At 39.6% G+C, this 17,565-nt stretch carries 22 protein-coding genes; 5 read left to right on the forward strand and 17 right to left on the reverse strand.

The genetic code is table 11. The features are described from left to right. The first annotated feature begins 50 nt into the window (after positions 1-50). Positions 51-347, forward strand: a complete 297-nt coding sequence (locus tag R2Q80_RS01465; protein ID WP_047798214.1) for a hypothetical protein — start codon at positions 51-53, stop codon at positions 345-347. A gap of 23 nt (positions 348-370) precedes the next feature. Beyond that, positions 371-961, forward strand: a complete 591-nt coding sequence (locus R2Q80_RS01470; RefSeq protein ID WP_316797889.1) for a porin family protein — start codon at positions 371-373, stop codon at positions 959-961. A gap of 90 nt (positions 962-1,051) precedes the next feature. Here the strand turns inward: R2Q80_RS01470 and R2Q80_RS01475 are convergent, their stop codons facing one another. Further along, positions 1,052-1,972, reverse strand: coding sequence for a YihY/virulence factor BrkB family protein (locus R2Q80_RS01475; RefSeq protein ID WP_316797890.1), 921 nt, complete (start codon positions 1,970-1,972; stop codon positions 1,052-1,054). A 77-nt stretch (positions 1,973-2,049) separates the two neighbouring features. Continuing rightward, a complete protein-coding gene (locus tag R2Q80_RS01480; protein WP_316797891.1) occupies positions 2,050-2,448 on the reverse strand; it encodes an META domain-containing protein in 399 nt (132 codons plus the stop codon). A 199-nt stretch (positions 2,449-2,647) separates the two neighbouring features. On the opposite strand from R2Q80_RS01480, the gene R2Q80_RS01485 reads away from it, so the two are divergent. Continuing rightward, positions 2,648-3,439: a hypothetical protein gene (locus R2Q80_RS01485; RefSeq protein ID WP_316797892.1), complete on the forward strand. Its 792-nt coding sequence runs from the start codon at positions 2,648-2,650 to the stop codon at positions 3,437-3,439. 61 nt (positions 3,440-3,500) lie between these two features. Here the strand turns inward: R2Q80_RS01485 and R2Q80_RS01490 are convergent, their stop codons facing one another. The 13 genes from R2Q80_RS01490 to R2Q80_RS01550 form a co-directional block, all read right to left on the reverse strand. After that, a complete protein-coding gene (locus R2Q80_RS01490) occupies positions 3,501-4,109 on the reverse strand; it encodes an alpha-ketoglutarate-dependent dioxygenase AlkB family protein (protein WP_316797893.1) in 609 nt (202 codons plus the stop codon). Positions 4,110-4,158: 49 nt separating this feature from the next. Beyond that, positions 4,159-5,340: a hypothetical protein gene (locus R2Q80_RS01495; RefSeq protein WP_316797894.1), complete on the reverse strand. Its 1,182-nt coding sequence runs from the start codon at positions 5,338-5,340 to the stop codon at positions 4,159-4,161. 75 nt (positions 5,341-5,415) lie between these two features. Next, entirely contained in the window at positions 5,416-5,967 is a 552-nt protein-coding gene (locus R2Q80_RS01500) for a DUF4256 domain-containing protein (protein WP_316797895.1), read from the reverse strand. Positions 5,968-6,021: 54 nt separating this feature from the next. Next, a complete protein-coding gene (locus R2Q80_RS01505; protein ID WP_316797896.1) occupies positions 6,022-6,231 on the reverse strand; it encodes a hypothetical protein in 210 nt (69 codons plus the stop codon). Further along, the gene (locus tag R2Q80_RS01510; RefSeq protein WP_316797897.1) at positions 6,228-6,548 is read right to left on the reverse strand and encodes a hypothetical protein; all 321 of its coding nucleotides are present in this window, start codon (positions 6,546-6,548) and stop codon (positions 6,228-6,230) included. Before R2Q80_RS01510 ends, R2Q80_RS01505 begins: the two co-directional genes overlap by 4 nt. An 80-nt stretch (positions 6,549-6,628) precedes the next feature. Beyond that, on the reverse strand, positions 6,629-8,221 hold the full coding sequence (locus R2Q80_RS01515) for an ABC-F family ATP-binding cassette domain-containing protein (RefSeq protein ID WP_316797898.1): 1,593 nt from the start codon (positions 8,219-8,221) through the stop codon (positions 6,629-6,631). A 116-nt stretch (positions 8,222-8,337) separates the two neighbouring features. Next, positions 8,338-9,498, reverse strand: coding sequence for an NAD(P)/FAD-dependent oxidoreductase (locus R2Q80_RS01520; RefSeq protein WP_316797899.1), 1,161 nt, complete (start codon positions 9,496-9,498; stop codon positions 8,338-8,340). Between the two features lie 27 nt (positions 9,499-9,525). Next, positions 9,526-10,281: an AraC family transcriptional regulator gene (locus R2Q80_RS01525; protein WP_316797900.1), complete on the reverse strand. Its 756-nt coding sequence runs from the start codon at positions 10,279-10,281 to the stop codon at positions 9,526-9,528. 33 nt (positions 10,282-10,314) lie between these two features. Continuing rightward, entirely contained in the window at positions 10,315-10,659 is a 345-nt protein-coding gene (locus R2Q80_RS01530) for a DUF5615 family PIN-like protein (RefSeq protein ID WP_316797901.1), read from the reverse strand. After that, on the reverse strand, positions 10,656-10,883 hold the full coding sequence (locus tag R2Q80_RS01535; RefSeq protein WP_316797902.1) for a DUF433 domain-containing protein: 228 nt from the start codon (positions 10,881-10,883) through the stop codon (positions 10,656-10,658). The genes R2Q80_RS01530 and R2Q80_RS01535 overlap by 4 nt, the downstream gene beginning before the upstream one ends. An 83-nt stretch (positions 10,884-10,966) precedes the next feature. After that, positions 10,967-11,422, reverse strand: a complete 456-nt coding sequence (locus R2Q80_RS01540) for an SRPBCC domain-containing protein (protein ID WP_316797903.1) — start codon at positions 11,420-11,422, stop codon at positions 10,967-10,969. Between the two features lie 110 nt (positions 11,423-11,532). Continuing rightward, positions 11,533-11,982, reverse strand: a complete 450-nt coding sequence (locus tag R2Q80_RS01545; RefSeq protein ID WP_316797904.1) for an SRPBCC family protein — start codon at positions 11,980-11,982, stop codon at positions 11,533-11,535. Positions 11,983-12,036: 54 nt separating this feature from the next. Beyond that, positions 12,037-12,408 (reverse strand): hypothetical protein, encoded by a 372-nt coding sequence (locus R2Q80_RS01550; RefSeq protein WP_316797905.1) that lies wholly within the window; start codon positions 12,406-12,408, stop codon positions 12,037-12,039. A gap of 312 nt (positions 12,409-12,720) precedes the next feature. Between R2Q80_RS01550 and R2Q80_RS01555 the strand changes: the two genes are divergently transcribed. Further along, complete coding sequence (locus R2Q80_RS01555) at positions 12,721-13,362, forward strand: DUF6266 family protein (protein WP_316797906.1); 642 nt, start codon at positions 12,721-12,723, stop codon at positions 13,360-13,362. A 181-nt stretch (positions 13,363-13,543) separates the two neighbouring features. Continuing rightward, positions 13,544-13,888 (forward strand): single-stranded DNA-binding protein, encoded by a 345-nt coding sequence (locus tag R2Q80_RS01560; RefSeq protein WP_316797907.1) that lies wholly within the window; start codon positions 13,544-13,546, stop codon positions 13,886-13,888. Positions 13,889-14,035: 147 nt separating this feature from the next. On the opposite strand, the gene R2Q80_RS01565 is transcribed toward R2Q80_RS01560, so the two are convergent. Both R2Q80_RS01565 and R2Q80_RS01570 read right to left on the reverse strand, forming a co-directional pair. Continuing rightward, on the reverse strand, positions 14,036-16,090 hold the full coding sequence (locus R2Q80_RS01565) for a TonB-dependent receptor (protein WP_316797908.1): 2,055 nt from the start codon (positions 16,088-16,090) through the stop codon (positions 14,036-14,038). 74 nt (positions 16,091-16,164) lie between these two features. Then, entirely contained in the window at positions 16,165-17,484 is a 1,320-nt protein-coding gene (locus R2Q80_RS01570) for a sorbosone dehydrogenase family protein (protein ID WP_316797909.1), read from the reverse strand. Between the last annotated feature and the right edge of the window lie 81 nt (positions 17,485-17,565).

Consider the following 17,565-nt stretch of genomic DNA (forward strand, 5'->3'; position numbering starts at 1 on the left):
AGGAGGTAAGGGTTTATTAGGGAAACGTTTAACATTTAAAATAAGAACCTATGAATACTTTAAAGAAGTTTGAATTAATGGAAAAGATTGTGCGTGAGTTAGAAGATTTACAAAATTCACAACAGGCACTTATTCAAAAAATTGGTAAAATTGAAGTTGATAATATCGAGCTTGGCGACGGCAGGTTAGAGAAAGATTTACCTGATGTTCACCAAAATTTGGCTGATAACTTGGAAACAATCTCAGGAATTTTAGATTACTTTGCAGGCAAAACGCAAAACTTTGGTGATAAAAACAATGTTGATGCCCTAAAAGAACAAGAGGCGATCAATAATGCCACAAGCTAGCGAAATCTAAATCATCTTAAATTATGAAACTTTTATCTTTAACAGCTGCATTTCTGTTTTTTGGATTTGCCGCCAGCGCACAGGTCTTACCATCATTTCAGTTTGGATTAAAAGCAGGTGCAAATTTTTCGAAATTTGATAGTGAGAACACCTTTAGCAGTGAAAACCGTGCAGGTTTTTATGGTGGTGTTTGGGCAAGGATTGGTGCTGCGGGTGTGCATTTTCAACCAGAACTATATGTATCCGGCAAGAAAGCAAACCTGGTAAGCGACGAGACAGGTCAGGTAAACAGGGTTAACTTTACCAGTTTGGATGTTCCCTTATTAATCGGAACAAAGATTGGAGCGCTAGGTGTTGGAGTAAGATTAAATACCGGGCCTATGTTTTCATTAATTTTAGATGAAAATCAAAGCCTCAAAGATGCAGCTGGAAGTGTGTTTAGAGCGGACTTTAAAAACCAGGCTCTGGCCTGGCAGTTTGGTGCCGCGGTCGACATTAAAAAACTGAGTATTGATGCCCGTTACGAATTGGGTTTATCTAAGATTAACAAATCCGGATACCCTGGCACCAAGCTTAATTTATTTACTGTAGGATTGGGATATAGAATTTTTTAATCCTCATCGTACGAAATTGAAGAAGGCAGGTTTTAATAAACCTGCCTTTTGTGTTTATAGCGTTAAAGTAGCTTATTTGGCTACATCAACTTATTGATCCAGTTCCACTTCGGTAAGCTCATAAGCGAAGGAACCGTTTTTAGGGATTATAGGAGTAGCGCTTTGTATACTGAGTGCCTTGATAAAAGAAGCTCCGAAATAGAATATCAGCGATGAGTAAAATACGAAAAGCATGATCACAATGATTGATCCCGCAGACCCGTAAATACTACTGATGTTACTTAAAGGCAATAAAATCCGAAGGATGTATTTGCCTGCAGTGAACAGGCATCCTGTTAACAAACCACCGGAAAGCGCCGCCCGCCAAGTGGGCCGGCCGTTGGTCAAAAATCTAAACAATATGGTAAACCAGGTGGTGACGATAAAAATAAATACCAGTTGGTTAAGTATAGAAGTTAAAACCAGCTCAAAAGATGGTGAGTTGGACTTCAGGTAAGAACCTATGAATGCCTGAACGCTATCAGCTAAAAGCCCAAAGAAAAATAAGATACCCGCCAGCAGGATTATGGTTATTGAAATGGCCCTCGATTTTAAGGTATTCATAATTCCTTTTTTATCCTTGTAACCTATATTCCAGATTTGCTCAAGCGAATTTTTAATCACATTAAATAGGGTAGTGGCAACAAAAAGGAAAAAAATAAAACTGAGTAGTGTTACATACCATGCCTGATCAATTCCCCGGATATTTCTAAGGGTTGACCTGATTTGGTGAATACTGTCCTGATCCAGGATATTGGCCAGCCGCTCAAAAATATGGGTCACTAATAATCTCCGATCCGTAAACATACCGAATAATCTGATCAGGATAATTAAAATTGGCGGAAGTGCAAAGTTTGTGAAAAATGCGGTAGCGCCGGCCAGGCGTAATGGGTCATTCTTTTGGAATAAAGCAAATGCATTTTTTACAGTGGTAAAAAAGAACTTTAAATCTGCTGTAATAGACACTGGCATCTTCTGGGGCGTAACTTAAAAGGTCGAAATTATTAATTTTTAATCAAAAAATGCAGAATGGCAAATGTTAAAGATCGTTAATTCGCTTTTGTAAATTCCATTAATGTCTTTTTTCCACTCAACAAGATAAGCTTATTATTACTCAGTTTCGCGCCATCTACCTGATTAATAGTATGCAGGTAAAACCGTTCAGCAGCATCCGTTTCCTGGCAGAACATTTTAGTTCCGAAGAAATTTTTTAAGGCAATTTTATCCCCGGTAATCTCGGCCTTGCCACCGTAACCGTTACAAAACGATTTCCCGCTTACTTTTAAACTGTCTGCGAAATTTAAAGTGGCTTTTGCAGTAGCCGGTAACGTGATTCCTGGTAATGATGTGAGCTCCCATTTGGTATTTTCAAGTTTAGAAGGATCTATTTTTTCAACACATGCACTAAATAAACAAATAACGAGACTACAAAAGAAAAGGTTTTTCATGGCTTGGCTTTAATGATTCCATTTACAAGCACAAAAACTAATCCATTATTGCAGCATTTCTGTATTTTATTACTTACGGTATTACGTTGCCTGTAATACCGATAGGAGGTTATGCAACAATTTTATGTATTTCTGCTGATTTTTTAATGCTTAAAGAGAAAGGTTATAACTTCGTGCAAAAAATAAATATCATTTATATATGAAAATCAAATTATTAGCCCTCATCTCTTCTGTTGCATTATTTGCCTGCAAAGGCAATCTGGAAAAAACCTACACCGCAGAACCAATAGCTGCAAACCAGACTTTTGATGAAATCCCGAAATCAGAAAAAGCCATACTATCGTTAGTAAAAATCGATTCGAATCGTGCCGACGGACAAGAGCATTTCAAAATCAAATACCGTGATACTGCCTTATCCGTCCAGTACGGTAAAAATCAGCTGGCTGTAGAATTCCGAAATGCCAGATTTGTAAACAGCCAGAATACGGCATTGGTTGCACAGGTTGTAGATTCTACCCGGAACGTCGCGCCATTTTATGTGTTCGCTTTAAAAGACGGTTCTGTGGAGGTCATGAGTCTTGATAAGGCTTCCAAAGGGAAAAACGACGGGTTGTATACTCAGGGTCTCGTTGAGCTTACCAGAACGAACTTTGTCATCAATAACGATTTCATTGTAAATTCAGTAAGTGGGAAAATCAATACCATTAAAAGACAAAATCCAGATGAGCGGATTCAAGGCAAGTTTTTAATGTATTCGAAAGATAAAACTACGCTGGTGTTTTTAACAGAAAAAGAACTTTATCAGGTTAATTATCGTAATGGCGAAACACAAAGCCTGACGGTTCCAGCGAGTTTGCTGGCCAACACAGCGGGTATTCAAAATGAGATTGCATCAAATTATTCGTGGACAACGAATAACCATGGTACACCATTTTTAAAGTACAATGGAAATTCAGACCGGATTGTTGACATCAGTGAATTCAAGAAATAGATAATACCTAGGAAAGAAAATGGCCTGTGTGTAAACAGGCCATTTTTGTTTAAAGGAGTTTTTAAACCACCATTGTTCTGAAAGTAAGATTTATACGTGGGCGCAGTACCTTTTTTGTAGGTGGTAGTCGGTGAAGCCAATTCTCTTGCGTTTCATCTTTCATCACCAGTAAGCTGCCATGGTCCAGAAAAACGGATATCATTTCCTTACTTTGCTTATGCTTGAACAGAAACTTACGCGCAGCACCAAAGCTTAAGGAAGCAATTGCTGCATGTTCAGCCAATGCACGCTCATCATCGCTGTGGTAAGCCATGCCTTCATCCCCATTATGATATAAGTTTAGCAGGCAGGAATTGTATGTGGTAGCTGTTTTCTCCTCGGCTATACTTTTAAGTTTCAGTAATTCCTTCGTCCATGGTAAGGCCGTTTTTGATGCCTTTGAATACGTATATGAGAATGCTTTATCACCGTACCACGCTACTTTTCTTTTGGTAATAATGTGTTTACCCATAATAAAGGCTTCATCATTTTTCCATTCGATGGTGTTCATCAACAAGTCAAAATATTCATCTGCAACAGAGGTTGGAAACAGCTTGCCGAAGTAGTTTACCGTTCCCCCGTAAGGCAGCAGATTAGGTGAAACGCTTATACCCTGATTGAAAAGATCCATATCTGATGTTTCAAAAATGATGTGTTATATAGCTGAATTTCAATCTTATTTATTTGGAAAGCTCAAACCATGGAATGTCAAATTTCCCTTTCATAAAGTAAATATTAACGGTATCACTCTCATTTACCTCAAAATAAAAATCCTTAGAAACATCAACATCTTCTGCTGTCTTTCTCTCACCCCAAGGCTCCAGTTCAAGGTAGTAACTGGTTGTTTTTCCGGAACGGATTCTCTTGCTTAAGATTTTCGAATGGAACATTTTTGGAGTTGATTGGTCGTAATAACAATTCAGAAAAATGATCGATCCAAACCCATAAGCCAGGCTGAATAATGTAAACACAACGATGGTGCCGATAGCTTTCTTTCCTCCCGATTGAAGCTCTGCATTTTTGAGACAAACAATAGCAGTCATAACCAGAGCAATCACAAACATCGGAATCCAGATTTTTGAGTGATCAAAAATATTGTAGTCAAGCAAGGCCCTTAGAAATACTGCAACACAGGGCAATAAAAAAGCAATGAAAATGCTGGGGTAGGGAGAATCTTTTCGTTTGTCAATCCTGATTAAACCCTTATAATACTTAATTACCGGTATGCAAATTAATGGGACTGCAATAGCACACCATAGCGCAATTTTATAAGGATTAGGGAAAAATAATGTCCATGCACCGGTTAGCCCCCCTATAACATTCAATATCTTAGCTACTGAACTTGCCTGGTTAAATTTTACGGTTCTTTCTTCAAAGGAAAAACCAAAATCATTGTTTGCGAATATTGCTTCCTTTTCCTCTTCAGCTTTCAGCTGATCTAAATCCGGATACCGCTCGGCAAGCCACCTTTCAATTTCCACAGCGCCGGAAATATATTTTGTTACTTTTACTTTCTTCAGGTGTTGTACATTAGGCTCGATATAGATATACTTATCATCTGTTCGATAACCTTTAATTTCAGTAAAAAGTAATTCCCGGTTGCCCAGCGTGCTCAAATTGTACAACCTATCGAAGTCGATTACAAACTTACCCTTGATGGCATCGCGGAGCGTTACAACCCCCAGAAACATCATACCCAGCGACAGGGGGACAGAAAACCATAAAATTGACGGACTGAGGTTATCATTCAGGGCAGGGATAAATGGCATAACGAGCAGCATGCCAAATAACGCAATTAATAAAGGAGAGAAAATGATGGCAAATACCTTCCATCCATGACCAAGTTTGTACTCTTTCAACATGTTGATTTTTTAACAATTTAGATGTGCACTAAATTCATTAAAATAATCGGATAACCATAAATTGAATAAAAATATTTAAACGATTAGTTTTCCCCGAAACCCCCGGCCAGCATAGTAAGATTCTGCACCATTATGGTAAACAAAAATGGTATTATAGCGCCGGTCGCAAAATATTGCTCCCCCAAGTTTTCTGATCTCCGCGGGTGTTGCTACCCAGCTGGAAGTTTTCATGTCGAAATTGCCCAGCTGCTGCAAAGTCCTGTACCCAGACTCATCCAGTACTGCTATACCCATCTCAGTGGCCATATTAACGGCACTATTCGCCGGCTTGTGCTCCTTTCTTGATTCCAGCGCTTGATGATCATAACAAATACTCCGCCGGCCTTTCGGACTTTCCGCTGCGCAGTCTACAAATATAAAGGCACCCGTGTTTTCATCCTTTCCAATTACATCTGGTTCTCCACCGGTAATTTCCATTTCGTTCAGCGACCATAGCTTTCCTTCATCTGCTTCGAGCCTCGATTGAACCTCTTTCCAATCGAGGCCCACGTGCCGGTCGCTGTTTTTTTCAAATCTGCTTTTTAAAATACTTAATAGTTCTGCGTTTCGTTCTGCTGTTAATTTCATCTGCTATTGAAATAGAAATTTAAGAAAGATTGATCATTGCCTTTAATGTTTGCATCACATGGTAGTATTACTACCCATCTGTTTGCCTAACTTTTCATAGGCTATGTCATTCGGTTCCCAGAGCTCTATTTTGTTGCCCTCGTTATCCATAATATGCACAAACTTGCCATAATCGACGTTTTGAACCGTATCGGTAATCGTTACGCCGTTTTTTTTCAGGTGCACCATCAGTTTATTCAAGTCTGCAACGCGGTAATTGATCATGAAATCCTTTGTAGAGGGCTCAAAATACTTGGTCCGCTCAGAAAATGGGCTCCATTGAGAAAAACCTTTTTTTGCTGATTGGCACCCTGATACCATTCAAAAACAGCTCCATAGGCATTCGTGTTCAAGCCAAGGTTGGTGCTATACCATTCGCGCATTTTTTTCGGATCTTTACTTTTGAAGAAAATTCCCCCAATGCCGGTTACTTTTTTAAAGTCATCGGGAGATGTCGATGCACTTACCATGACCGACTTAAAACCGAATCCCAAACTAAAGGCAATTAGTATTGCAATGATGATTAACACGTTTTTTCTCATGACTGTATTCAAGCAGTTGTCTTTTGGTTAAACTAAGATAACATTTTTTGATTACAGAAGAACTTTCGGATTTAACCGATTTAGCCTTTCAACTTAATAAATCGTTCAACACCAATCGCATTCAAAAAAGAGATATCATGCGAAACGGCAATTAGTGTACCCTGATATCCGTTTATAGCAGCGGTTAAAATTTCAATGTTCGGAATATCCAGATTATTTGTTGGTTCATCGAGAATAATGAGGTCAGGCGCCTGATTGCTCATGTTTAGCACGCATAATGCCAGGCGCATTTTTTCGCCACCACTCAAGGCGCTGCATGGCTTATCCCAATCATCCCTGGTAAACAGAAAGCGGCTCAGCCTGATTTTAATTTCGTGTTCGGGAATAGCAGAAACGTTAAATTGTTGTGCCTGTTCATACACATTTAACCTGTCTTTAATTAATGAATAATCCTGATCGATATAAATAACTTTATGGTCAGCCAGGCTTACTGTTCCCGTTACCGGAGTGATCACGTTCATGATAATGCGAATGAGCGTTGTTTTTCCAGATCCGTTAGCGCCTCGTAGGGCTATACGGTCTCCACTGTAAATCTTTAGACTTAAGTTTTCTTTCCAGAGAAACTGATCAGCATAGCGATAATTAATTTGTTCAGCATTAAAGAATACTTTCCCTTTGTGGAGGATAGATTGGTTAAATTCGAACTTTATTTTATCCAGATCAGTTAACGATGCGCGTAACGTTTGCAGGTCGGTAGCTATCCCATCTATTTTCCCGGTATGAACATCCCTTATTTTTGAACTGCTTTTCTCCGCGTTATTTTGCAAAGTGTTCATCATAATCCTGGCAACACCGGCTTTTTGCTGTTTGCGCTTTCCCCGGTTATCAAGCTTTTGTTGCCGTTCTAAGGTTTCCCGCTTTTTTTCCCGGGCTTTTCGGAGGGCCTTTTCTTTGCTTAGCACATCCTGATGTAGTGCATTAATGCCATTTTGCTTTTGTTCCAAATAGAAACTATAATTTCCTCCGTAGCTACTAATGCCATTTTTGCTTAACTCGCAAACCGTATCCACCAGATTTAACAGACTCCGATCGTGACTAACCACTAATAGTGTAGCCGTTGAATTGGCGATAAAATCATATAGCAGCTGTCTGCCATCAGTATCCAGGTGATTACTTGGCTCGTCCAGCAAAATGAAGTCGGGGTTGTGAAGGGTGATTCCGGCAAGGAAAACCCTGGTTTTCTGACCACCACTCAACGTTTCCAGCTTTTGCATCAAATCAACTTCCTGTAGCTGCCAGGTATCAAGTGCTTGTTTACAGCGTTCCTCAATTGTCCAGTCGTCGTTCAGGATGCTATAAAGCTCTTCGGCTACATTACCTATGAAAATTTGATTCAGCGCATCAAGCTTCTGATCGACCTTCAATGCCTCTGCCACCGTTAAATGATTGTATTGTCCGAAAATTTGAGGTACGTAATAGGGCGTGGAGTCGATATCAACCCGCCCTTCAGAAACTTCCAGACTGCCTGCTATGATTTTGAGCAGCGTAGATTTACCTGAACCATTATTCCCAATAAGCGCTGTTTTATCGTTTTGATTAACTGCTAAACTAATATTTTCAAATAGCAGATGTTTATCCTGATGTAAATAGGAGATATTTTGTATACTAAGCATGAATTCTTTCGTTAAAGATTAGAAAATAGCAAGCGTCTTTGTGAGCTTGATCTTTAAGGCTGGAAAGAAGAAAATCCTACATGCTTAGTAATAATTGTTAAGTGCAAATATATGGATTATTTTAAGTCTTTCACCTGATCAAAGAAACCAATCATTTGTGCCAGGGCAGAAGATGAAAACATTCTTTCCGCATTATTAAGTGTCTCCCTGGTTGCCGCAGCACCACGTTTAATCATGTCTTTTTCAAAGTTTGAAATGGCTGTTTTAAGGTCCGGATACCTATTGCCTGTTAAAGATTCCGCCAGCTCAAAGGCATCTTGCAAGGCCACATTTGCCCCCTCACCGGCATATGGCGGCATCCAGTGAGCTGCATCACCAATAATAATGAGATTCTCTTTTGTTTCCCAGCTTTGATCCAGCGGGAAATAATATTGCGGACGGGGAATGAAATAGACTTCCTCGTTATTAAAAAATTCGTGCCACCCTTCACTCCAGTTGGCGAATTCAGTTTTGAACCAGTTTAATACTGCCTGGCGATCCGTGAAATCAATATTGCTATTGTTGAGCCAGTTTTCCGGAGTTTTAAAGTTAACCACAAACATAATTGACCCATCGCCTTTTGTTCCGTAGCCAAGAAACTTCTTTTCATCGAAGGCCATTACTTTACCGCCATTAGCCAGCGAGAAAAGTTTGGGTGAGTATTTTTCTGCCTGGTGGATATTGCCTTCGATAAGTGTAATGCCTGAATACACAGGTCTGATATCAGTTAAATAGGGGCGGACTTTTGAATTCGCGCCATCAGCGGCGATGACCATATCTGCGTAAGCATTCCTCCCGTTCTTAAAAAAAATACGCCAGCCTGTATTTTCTTTTTCCATGGAAACAAACTGACTGTCCCAGATCACTGTATCGGGAGCCAGCGCATTCAGTAGCATTTCCCTTAAAGGTGCGCGGTCGATTTCCGGACGCGTTTCAGCGGTTACTGTTGTAAAATTGTGGTCATTAAATTTTACATCCAAAGATTTATCAACCAATAACATTTTACTCGCTGTGGGCCGGTGATATTTGTAAAATTCATCCAGCAGGCCCGCCCTCTTAATGGCTTCGAGTCCAGTTCCTTCATGAAGATCGAGCGTTGCTCCCTGCACCCTAACCCCTTTATGAAGGTCTCTTTCATATACTTTTACAGCTACTCCTTTGAGCTGTAAAAGTCGCGCCAGGGTTAGCCCGGCAGGACCACCACCAATAATTGCGATTTGTTTATCTTGTATTAACATTGTTTGCATGATTATGATGATGCAAAATTATTTGTCTTTGATGGCCGATAATAGTATAAATCGGTCGTTCTTGTTTTTAGAAAGTTCTTTAGGTACCACACCTGAAAATTTTTTAACGTCTTTAATAAAGTGGTTCTGGTCGAAATAGCTTCCTTCAGGTGATAGCTTTCCATTTGCGATATGGTTGAGCGAAGCCCGGAAACGTAGAATGGTACAGTAGGCTTTAAGTGAAATTCCAAACTGCTGATTGAAATAGCGGTTAATTTGCCTGGAATTCCAGAATACTTTTTCCGAGAGTTCTTTAATGGTAATATTACCATTAGTTTGATACACGAGATTAAACAGCTTACGCTTGCGCTGATCGATTTCTGCCGGGAGCAACGATTTGATTTTATTACTGGCCTTGTCAACAAAGGCCTCGAAATCCATAAAATCACTTTCGGCAAATCCCCAGAAATCATCGGGCAGGAATCTGCCACTATTAAGTATATCCGAAATCGGTTGGTGTATCACGTATTCCACCGCCAGGAGTTTAAAACTGATACAAAACATGATGCACCGGGCTGGTAGTTTAGCATTTTCATGTTCAGTTAAACCACCCAACTCTATAATATGAAAAGGCTGAGTAACTGATTTGTTGAGTATGATGTCCACAAGGCCGTCAGGGAGCCCGGTTGTTTCGATATCCCGATCGGAATGGTTTTTCAGAAACCAGAATTGCTCCACAAAATCAGCAAGCGATTCATCAGGTTTAATTATTTTATATTCCAGGTCTTGATCCATTGATATTGAGATCTACACGAATAAATAGTAAGGTTATTCTTTTAACGTTAATATTTCGAAACAACCATAATTACTATCTTCAATAAATTTTTCAATTTCATCCAGGTATACAATCAAAATTTTGCTGATCTGCTGAGTTTTTAGATTACCAGTTCTAATCCAAATGATTTTAGGTGGAAATCCATAAAGAGAATTTAAGTCATTAAAGTCTGAATCTTGAGTAACTATAATGAAGTCATTTACTTTTGCAAAATTCCAGATTTCCTTGTCTAAACAATCTACAAGTCTTTCTTGCTTTACTGTTGTGGATCCATTAAAAGAACTGGTTAATAGTTTTAAAATTCGATGGGAGATGTTTTGATCGAACAATAACTTCATACTGCGATTTGATAGATTTTATTTTCCCTATCTGCGGCATAACTTAAAACGGCATAAATATCCTGCTCTTTAAGCTCATCAAAGTCAGATAATATTTCAGGGATAGTCATTCCTGAAGCCAGCCAGCCAAGAATATCGCTAACAGTAATTCGCATCCCTCTAATTGTTGGTTTTCCTCCTCGCTTTCCGGGCTCTATAGTAATTATATCTTTATAATCCTTCATCACAGTTTTTAATTAAATATACGGATAATTGATAAGAATATTGTTAAAGGTTGGGTATCAATTATCGTCATTCATCCAATATTTTAAATCATTTTCTCTAACGCATTTTCCAACCGATCGAAATTCTCTTCATTTTTGCCAATTGCAAATCCTTTGATTTTGTTACATTCATATTCATTATCAAACACCATCCTTAAAATAAGTTTTGTTTTATTTGCTTCCATTTCATTAAATGTAAAAACAACGTTGAATAACGGCTTAGAAAGCCTTATCCAGGCTATAATATCCGGCCTATCGATCTTAACGAATTCAACTTCATTCTGGTAGTTCCTGTTTTCAGGACCGTGCATTACAAACTTCCATCTCCCACCTTCGCGAAAATCAAATTCGTTAAAAGTATTCGTGAAACCTTCAGGTCCCCACCATTCCTGTAAAACATTCCTGTTGCTGAAGGCAGAGAAAAGCATTTCTTTATTTACTTCTAAAATTCTGGTGCTCACGATTTCACATTCCGGAGCCGTTTTGAATAATTCTGTCATCACGATTTTCTATTTATGAAATATGGTTCGCCAACTTTTCGCTACGGTTTTCTTCGGTTATGAGTAGCATATCAACAATTTCTACATCATTTCCTAAATTGATTATTGTATTATGCATCAGGTATATTGGCTTCCACCAGACGTTTTAGTTTGTCTAAAGATTCCTGCCAGCCTAAATAACACATTTCAACTGGTATGATTTCAGGAATCCCTTCCTGCGTTGCAAGCATCTCGGTACCACATAGTACTTTTTTTAGTTCAATTGTTGTGATCATTTGGCCGGGTAAATTTGGGTCGTCAAATACATCTGTGTATTGCAGGCGTTCATTAGGCACAATTTCCAAATACTCGCCGCCAAATGAATGGCCGTTACCCGTGCCAAAATTGGTAAACGACATTTTATACTTTCCGCCAACACGCACATCCATACTATGCACCTTACAAACAAAACCATAAGGCGGGAGCCATGATGCTATTGCGTCTGCATCGGTGAATGCTTTGTAAACCTTTTTAATATCCGCTGAAAAAACCCGGTGAAGTGTTACTTTATTTGTCGCCATGATGATGTGTTTTAGTGAATCATGTTAATTAATATCATTTATTTAATTATAAGCTCATTTATCCTGTTTCCATTTATATTCTTCCCTTTTGATCAGCAGGAGCTCATCATTTGCCAGATCAAGATAGCCAAATTCATAACAAAAGAAATAAGTTTTGCCATTTTGAGTATGCAGATAGTGGGTATGGTAATCGAAATCAAAGCCTGCTTTCATTAACTTGCTTTTGGCAATTTTAGATTTTCCATTAGGTACCATACTGATCAGAATGGCCCGGTTGCGGCGAAGGATCTGGTTAATCCTTTTCACCATCAGGTCATGTTCCGCATGAAGGCGGTTATTGTAGTTGTTGCGACAAGCATCATCGCAAAATTTTTTGTCGGATCGGCCTCTAACGAGGCCTCCGCAATCTAAACAGGAGCGTTCCATAATAATTCGGTTTTTTATTATGGGATGATGACCTAATTTAAAGAGAATGATTGAAATTCAAAAAAAAAAATAAAAAAAATCATTCATAAACTGAACCCCAAAATGATAGAAGATAAAAAAAGATTGCGTGGAGTAATATCTACCTACACAGGATCTCTTCGGAATCACTTCAGATTCCAGACACTATTGTGACAGTCATGAGTGTTAAAATCCTGATCATCAATAGTATGTATCTTGTTTTGTTTCAAATCTTTATTATATTTGAATATCGATCATCCCTGTTTATTTTTTAACATTTAAACAAGATTGACTATGGGAATTATGGTAGATGGCCCTAACGGAGGAGTTAGCGGCAAATTTGGTAGCGTTGTAGGTTACAAACGTTACGGTAAATGGGTAGTACGGGGCTTATCTAAAGCACCTAAGAAAAAACGCAAGCCTTCAGCAAAGCAAAAAACCTGCCGGGATCGCTTCGCAACAGTTCAGCACTTCCTGAAGATGATTACATCCTTTGTCAGGATTACTTACCGACTCGAAGGAATCAAAAATCAAATGTCCGCGCACAATGTAGCGAAATCAAATATTTTGCGCAACGCTTTAAACAGCGAAGGGCAGATCATGTATGAAAAAGTTGAAATTTCTCATGGTAGCCTGCCGGGAATAGTGGATGAGGTTGTGAGGCATGATGACGATGGTATTCATATTCATTGGACAGACAACAGCCGCATCGGAAATGCCTCTTCAAAAGATCAGCTTTTGTTCCTGGTTTATGATGTGGAGAACGACGATGCCCAGCCATGTTTGAGTGCAGCCAGGAGGGATGTTGGCTATCAGCAACTTATTTTGGACAAACATTACACTGCAGGCAGAAATTATCATCTCTGGGTTTCTTTCATTAGTGATGATAGAATGACCATTGCGACTTCAACATATTTGGGCATGATCAATACTTAAATAACTTTTTGCAGACCCTGCTTACATTGACTTTAAACCGATATTATTTGTTTGTAAACGTTTATAAACGACTATAAATACTTAATACCCGAGTAAGTTTTCCATATACCTCAACTTTGTTTTGTCGGTAGCCACGGTGGCTACTGTTCGTTAAACATTTAGAAACTTAATTTGAATTATTATGGAAAATGGAATTAACAAAGTAACACTGAGTGGATTTGCAGGTGCAGACGTTGAAGTTAAACAGTTATCGGAAAATCAGAAACTGGCGAGAGTAAACCTGGCCGTGCATGAGTACTATAGAAATGGCTCAGGAGAGGATGTAAGTAAAACAAATTGGATTACACTGACCTTTTGGAATGTAAAAGCTGACGAAGCAGAAGCACAAATTAAAAAAGGTTCATTTTTAACTGTAGAAGGCAGGATCCAGACTGGCAGTTACGAAGCCAAAGATGGTACCCGCCGTTTTACTACCGAAATTATCGTAAACGAACTTTCTGTGAGGGCAGCAGAACTGAGTAAGTAGTGGTTGTTTTAAATTGCCCCCATACCGGACATCATGGGGGAATTTAAAAGTGTTCAGTGTTATAATAAATTTTTTAGCGATTGTTCATGTTATAGCGTTGAGAGGCGGCGTGTTAAAATGTCTCATGCCCAATCGGGCATGAGCATTTTACAGTTTTACAGCAACACCACCGTAAAAATTGATTCCCGCAGCAGGGTTAAAGTACCGTCCGTTCGCTGCATTTAAATCGTTGCCGAGACTATATTGCTCATTCAGTAAATTGTTCACTCCAAAGAAAACGTCAAAAGGAATCTTAAAAACATTCAGTTTCCTGATTCCGGCTTTGGCTTCTACTAAATCATATTTTTTTGCGACTACCGTATTGGCATCGTTCAAAGGGAGGGCCGATGTATGATTGTGTTGTATAAATAAATAAACGCCTTCTTTGAAATCAAACTCCAGACTATTGATCAGGATATGATCCGGCACTCCCGTGAGTTTGTTGCCGCTGTACGACGTGTTACCGCTAACAAAATCATTAAACCTAAAGTGGCTAAAGGTATAGCTGCTTCTCCATTGTAACCCTGTTAAAAATCCCTGCGTTTTTTTAATTAACCAAAGTGTTGTTTCGAGTTCTATTCCCTGTTGCCTGGTTCCACCAGCATTAATAAAGTACTCCGCATCATTTTGATTTAAACGCCTTACAATGGCATCATCCAGGTTAAACCTGAACAGGTTGGCGTTTGCATAGAATCGCTTATTGGGTGAAGAATATCGAAATCCAGCCTCATAATTCCATCCCAGTTCGGCTTGCAAATTGTTGTTAATATTATTGTCTGACGAGCGTACCTCAGCTACAGTAGGAGTGGAGTAGCCTTTACTTACTGAAGCTCTGACCGTTAATTGGGGCATTAACAAATACGAAGCAGCGATCTTCGGCATCCATTCAGCATCGAAACTGCGTTGCTGTTCGGCTATTGGCGTTGGGAAAAAACTTTCATATTTATAGCTGAAAAAGTTTACACTTGAGGCCAGCTCAATCAAAAGCTTTTGACTGATGTTAAAATTTAACCGCACATAAGCAAAGTTTTGGTTTGCTTTTAAATGATCGGCCGACTGCATGGTGGTTGGCGTGCCGCCAGCATTGTTAAAATTCTGAATATCGCTACCGGTAGACGAACTTTCAAATCCGATTTGTGAACTGGATTGTACTGACCCGTAATTTTGCTTGTATTCTAGGAAAGTTCTCAACCCAAGCGTACTTTCGTACCTTTTTTCGTAGTTGGTAATAAAGGGATTTGTAAAGTCGGTGTAACTTCCGAATACCGCAACCACATGTTTCAAGTGCTCATTAAACAGAAATGTATTGGATAACCCTGCAAATATCGTTTTATTATAAATTCCTGCCTGTTGCGTAACTGCACCAGGAATGGTGAGTGTAGCCGGCCGGGCCATTCTGGGGTTTTGCTCCAGCTGAACAGCTGTTAAACCTCCCGGGGTGTTATAACTGAGATCGCTGTACAAGGCAAATAATTTCAATGTTCCTTTGCTGCTATAATTCCAGTTGTGCGTGGTCTGCAGGTAGTCCCGTTTCATTGCACTGTTTTCACGGTAACCATCACTTTTCTGATAGCCTTGTGTTAAACTGAAACTGTAATTTTTAAATTTGTGCTGAACGTTAGAGGTTTGATGCAATAACCCGTATGAACCACCAGTGATAGATGCACCAACTTCATCATGATCCAGGTTTACCGGACTGATGAGGACTGCGCCACCTGTATTGGCACCGTAGATGCTCGATTCGGGCCCTTTGTAAATCTCAAGAGAGGCGACGGATGCAAAATCCAGCGCATTTAAATAGGTGTTTCCCCCCGCATCAGTTAACGGGAAATCATCGACATAGATTTTAATATTTCGGATGCCGAAAGGCGACCGCAGCAAACTTCCCCGAAGTGATAGTCGATAACTCCCCGGCGACCTTTCTTCCATTCTCACTCCGGGAACGGTATTAAATGTGCTTACAAGTGAACTGCTGTTCTGTAACCTGATCAAACTGCTGTCTATCAAATTCACTGCAGAGACTGATCTTAATAAGGGTTGGGCGTTATAATAGCCTTTTACCACGACTTCATCCAGTTTTTTAGCTGATGAGTCGGTTTTGACTATTTGGGAGAATCCGGAATATGAAATGAATAACAGGAGAAAGGTAAAGAGTATTTTCAAGATGGTATTTTTAGGTATAATTTACAGGGTTGCCGAAATTAAGTTTAAATTCAGCAACCTGTAGATGAGGTGAGTTATTTTGCTGCTACTTTCCAGATCACTCCACTTACATCATCAGCAACAAGTAATGCGCCGTCGGGAGTTAAGGTGATACCTACCGGGCGACCATAAACTTCAGCTTTATCTCTATCAGCAATAAATCCGGTCAGGAAGTCTTCCAGTTTTCCGCTTGGCTTACCATCTTTGAATGGGACAAATGCAACTTTGTAGCCCGATATTGCCGATCTGTTCCAGGAACCGTGTTGACCGATAAAAGCTCCTCCCTGGTATTTAGCAGGAAATTTCGTGGCTTTGTAAAATGCCAAACCTAAAGATGCGGTATGTGCGCCAACCGGAACGTCGGGTGCAATGGCTTTTTTAACTAATTCAGGGTTTTTGCCTTTAAGTCTTGGATCTTCATTCTGACCATAGTAAGAATATGGCCACCCATAAAATGCGCCTTGTTTTACACTGGTGATGTAATCTGGCACCAAATCGTCGCCTAGTTCGTCTCGTTCATTTACTGCTGTCCATAGCATATTAGTTGTAGGTGCCCAATCTACCCCTACCGGATTACGAAGTCCGCTGGCGTAAATTTTCTCACCTGTTCCATCCGGATTGACCTCCAGAATATTAGCCCTTCTCTTTTCGTTCTCCATGCCATTTTCGCCAACATTACTTCCTGATCCTACAGTGACATAAATTTTGCTTTTATCTGCATTGGCAATCAGGTTTCTGGTCCAATGGTTGTTGTAACCCCCAGCTGGCAGGCTCAGGATTTTTTTACCGGTACTGGTAATTTTAGTATCCCCGGTTTTATAAGGATATACCCATAGTCCGTCAGTATTAGCCACATAAAACTTATCGCCGATAATGAGTAAGCCAAAAGGCTGGTTCAACCCGTTTAAAAACGTGCTTACCGTTTCTGCTTTGCCATCTTTATCAGCATCGCGATAAAGAAGAATGGTATTGGCACTTTTACCCGGAACTTCTGATTTTGATTTTCCGGTTACTGCATTTGCAATCGATTCGGTAGTACTGCGTTCAGAGTTCGATAAGGCCACCAGTACATCACCATTCGGAGCAATATATGTATTCCTTGGGCTTTTGATATTGGACGCAAATCTCGTGACAACAAAACCTTCAGGAGCGACAGGTGTTTTGCCATCCGGCCAGCCAATTACTTTGCTGAATTTATTTTTTGATGCGGTGGTATCCGGAGCGGGGAGTTCTAAGGTGGTGTTTTCTGTTGCAACGGTAGTGGAATCACCTTGATTGTCCGTTTTGTTTGATGATTGACAGGCAAATAAGGTACAGCTTACTACACTTAAGCTAAAATAAAAGATTTTTCTCATGTTGTGATGTTTTTGATCATGGGTTGATTATTTGAATCATAACATCTGAATGGCTGAGAAGTTTGCTGCGAAAGAAACAAA

Source organism: Pedobacter frigidisoli (assembly GCF_032678525.1).
GTDB lineage: Bacteria > Bacteroidota > Bacteroidia > Sphingobacteriales > Sphingobacteriaceae > Pedobacter > Pedobacter frigidisoli_A.

Excerpts from the sequence above, each read along its gene's own strand:
- R2Q80_RS01560 (WP_316797907.1), top strand. The coding sequence starts at position 13,544 with ATGGAAAATGGAATTAACAAAGTAACACTGAGTGGATTTGCAGGTGCA.
- R2Q80_RS01570 (WP_316797909.1), bottom strand. The coding sequence starts at position 17,484 with ATGAGAAAAATCTTTTATTTTAGCTTAAGTGTAGTAAGCTGTACCTTA.
- R2Q80_RS01480 (WP_316797891.1), bottom strand. The coding sequence starts at position 2,448 with ATGAAAAACCTTTTCTTTTGTAGTCTCGTTATTTGTTTATTTAGTGCA.
- R2Q80_RS01465 (WP_047798214.1), top strand. The coding sequence starts at position 51 with ATGAATACTTTAAAGAAGTTTGAATTAATGGAAAAGATTGTGCGTGAG.
- R2Q80_RS01555 (WP_316797906.1), top strand. The coding sequence starts at position 12,721 with ATGGGAATTATGGTAGATGGCCCTAACGGAGGAGTTAGCGGCAAATTT.
- R2Q80_RS01505 (WP_316797896.1), bottom strand. The coding sequence starts at position 6,231 with ATGATCAATTACCGCGTTGCAGACTTGAATAAACTGATGGTGCACCTG.
- R2Q80_RS01550 (WP_316797905.1), bottom strand. The coding sequence starts at position 12,408 with ATGGAACGCTCCTGTTTAGATTGCGGAGGCCTCGTTAGAGGCCGATCC.
- R2Q80_RS01515 (WP_316797898.1), bottom strand. The coding sequence starts at position 8,221 with ATGCTTAGTATACAAAATATCTCCTATTTACATCAGGATAAACATCTG.
- R2Q80_RS01500 (WP_316797895.1), bottom strand. The coding sequence starts at position 5,967 with ATGAAATTAACAGCAGAACGAAACGCAGAACTATTAAGTATTTTAAAA.
- R2Q80_RS01490 (WP_316797893.1), bottom strand. The coding sequence starts at position 4,109 with ATGGATCTTTTCAATCAGGGTATAAGCGTTTCACCTAATCTGCTGCCT.
- R2Q80_RS01485 (WP_316797892.1), top strand. The coding sequence starts at position 2,648 with ATGAAAATCAAATTATTAGCCCTCATCTCTTCTGTTGCATTATTTGCC.
- R2Q80_RS01475 (WP_316797890.1), bottom strand. The coding sequence starts at position 1,972 with ATGCCAGTGTCTATTACAGCAGATTTAAAGTTCTTTTTTACCACTGTA.
- R2Q80_RS01495 (WP_316797894.1), bottom strand. The coding sequence starts at position 5,340 with ATGTTGAAAGAGTACAAACTTGGTCATGGATGGAAGGTATTTGCCATC.
- R2Q80_RS01470 (WP_316797889.1), top strand. The coding sequence starts at position 371 with ATGAAACTTTTATCTTTAACAGCTGCATTTCTGTTTTTTGGATTTGCC.
- R2Q80_RS01525 (WP_316797900.1), bottom strand. The coding sequence starts at position 10,281 with ATGGATCAAGACCTGGAATATAAAATAATTAAACCTGATGAATCGCTT.
- R2Q80_RS01520 (WP_316797899.1), bottom strand. The coding sequence starts at position 9,498 with ATGTTAATACAAGATAAACAAATCGCAATTATTGGTGGTGGTCCTGCC.
- R2Q80_RS01545 (WP_316797904.1), bottom strand. The coding sequence starts at position 11,982 with ATGGCGACAAATAAAGTAACACTTCACCGGGTTTTTTCAGCGGATATT.
- R2Q80_RS01535 (WP_316797902.1), bottom strand. The coding sequence starts at position 10,883 with ATGAAGGATTATAAAGATATAATTACTATAGAGCCCGGAAAGCGAGGA.
- R2Q80_RS01540 (WP_316797903.1), bottom strand. The coding sequence starts at position 11,422 with ATGACAGAATTATTCAAAACGGCTCCGGAATGTGAAATCGTGAGCACC.
- R2Q80_RS01510 (WP_316797897.1), bottom strand. The coding sequence starts at position 6,548 with ATGAGAAAAAACGTGTTAATCATCATTGCAATACTAATTGCCTTTAGT.
- R2Q80_RS01530 (WP_316797901.1), bottom strand. The coding sequence starts at position 10,659 with ATGAAGTTATTGTTCGATCAAAACATCTCCCATCGAATTTTAAAACTA.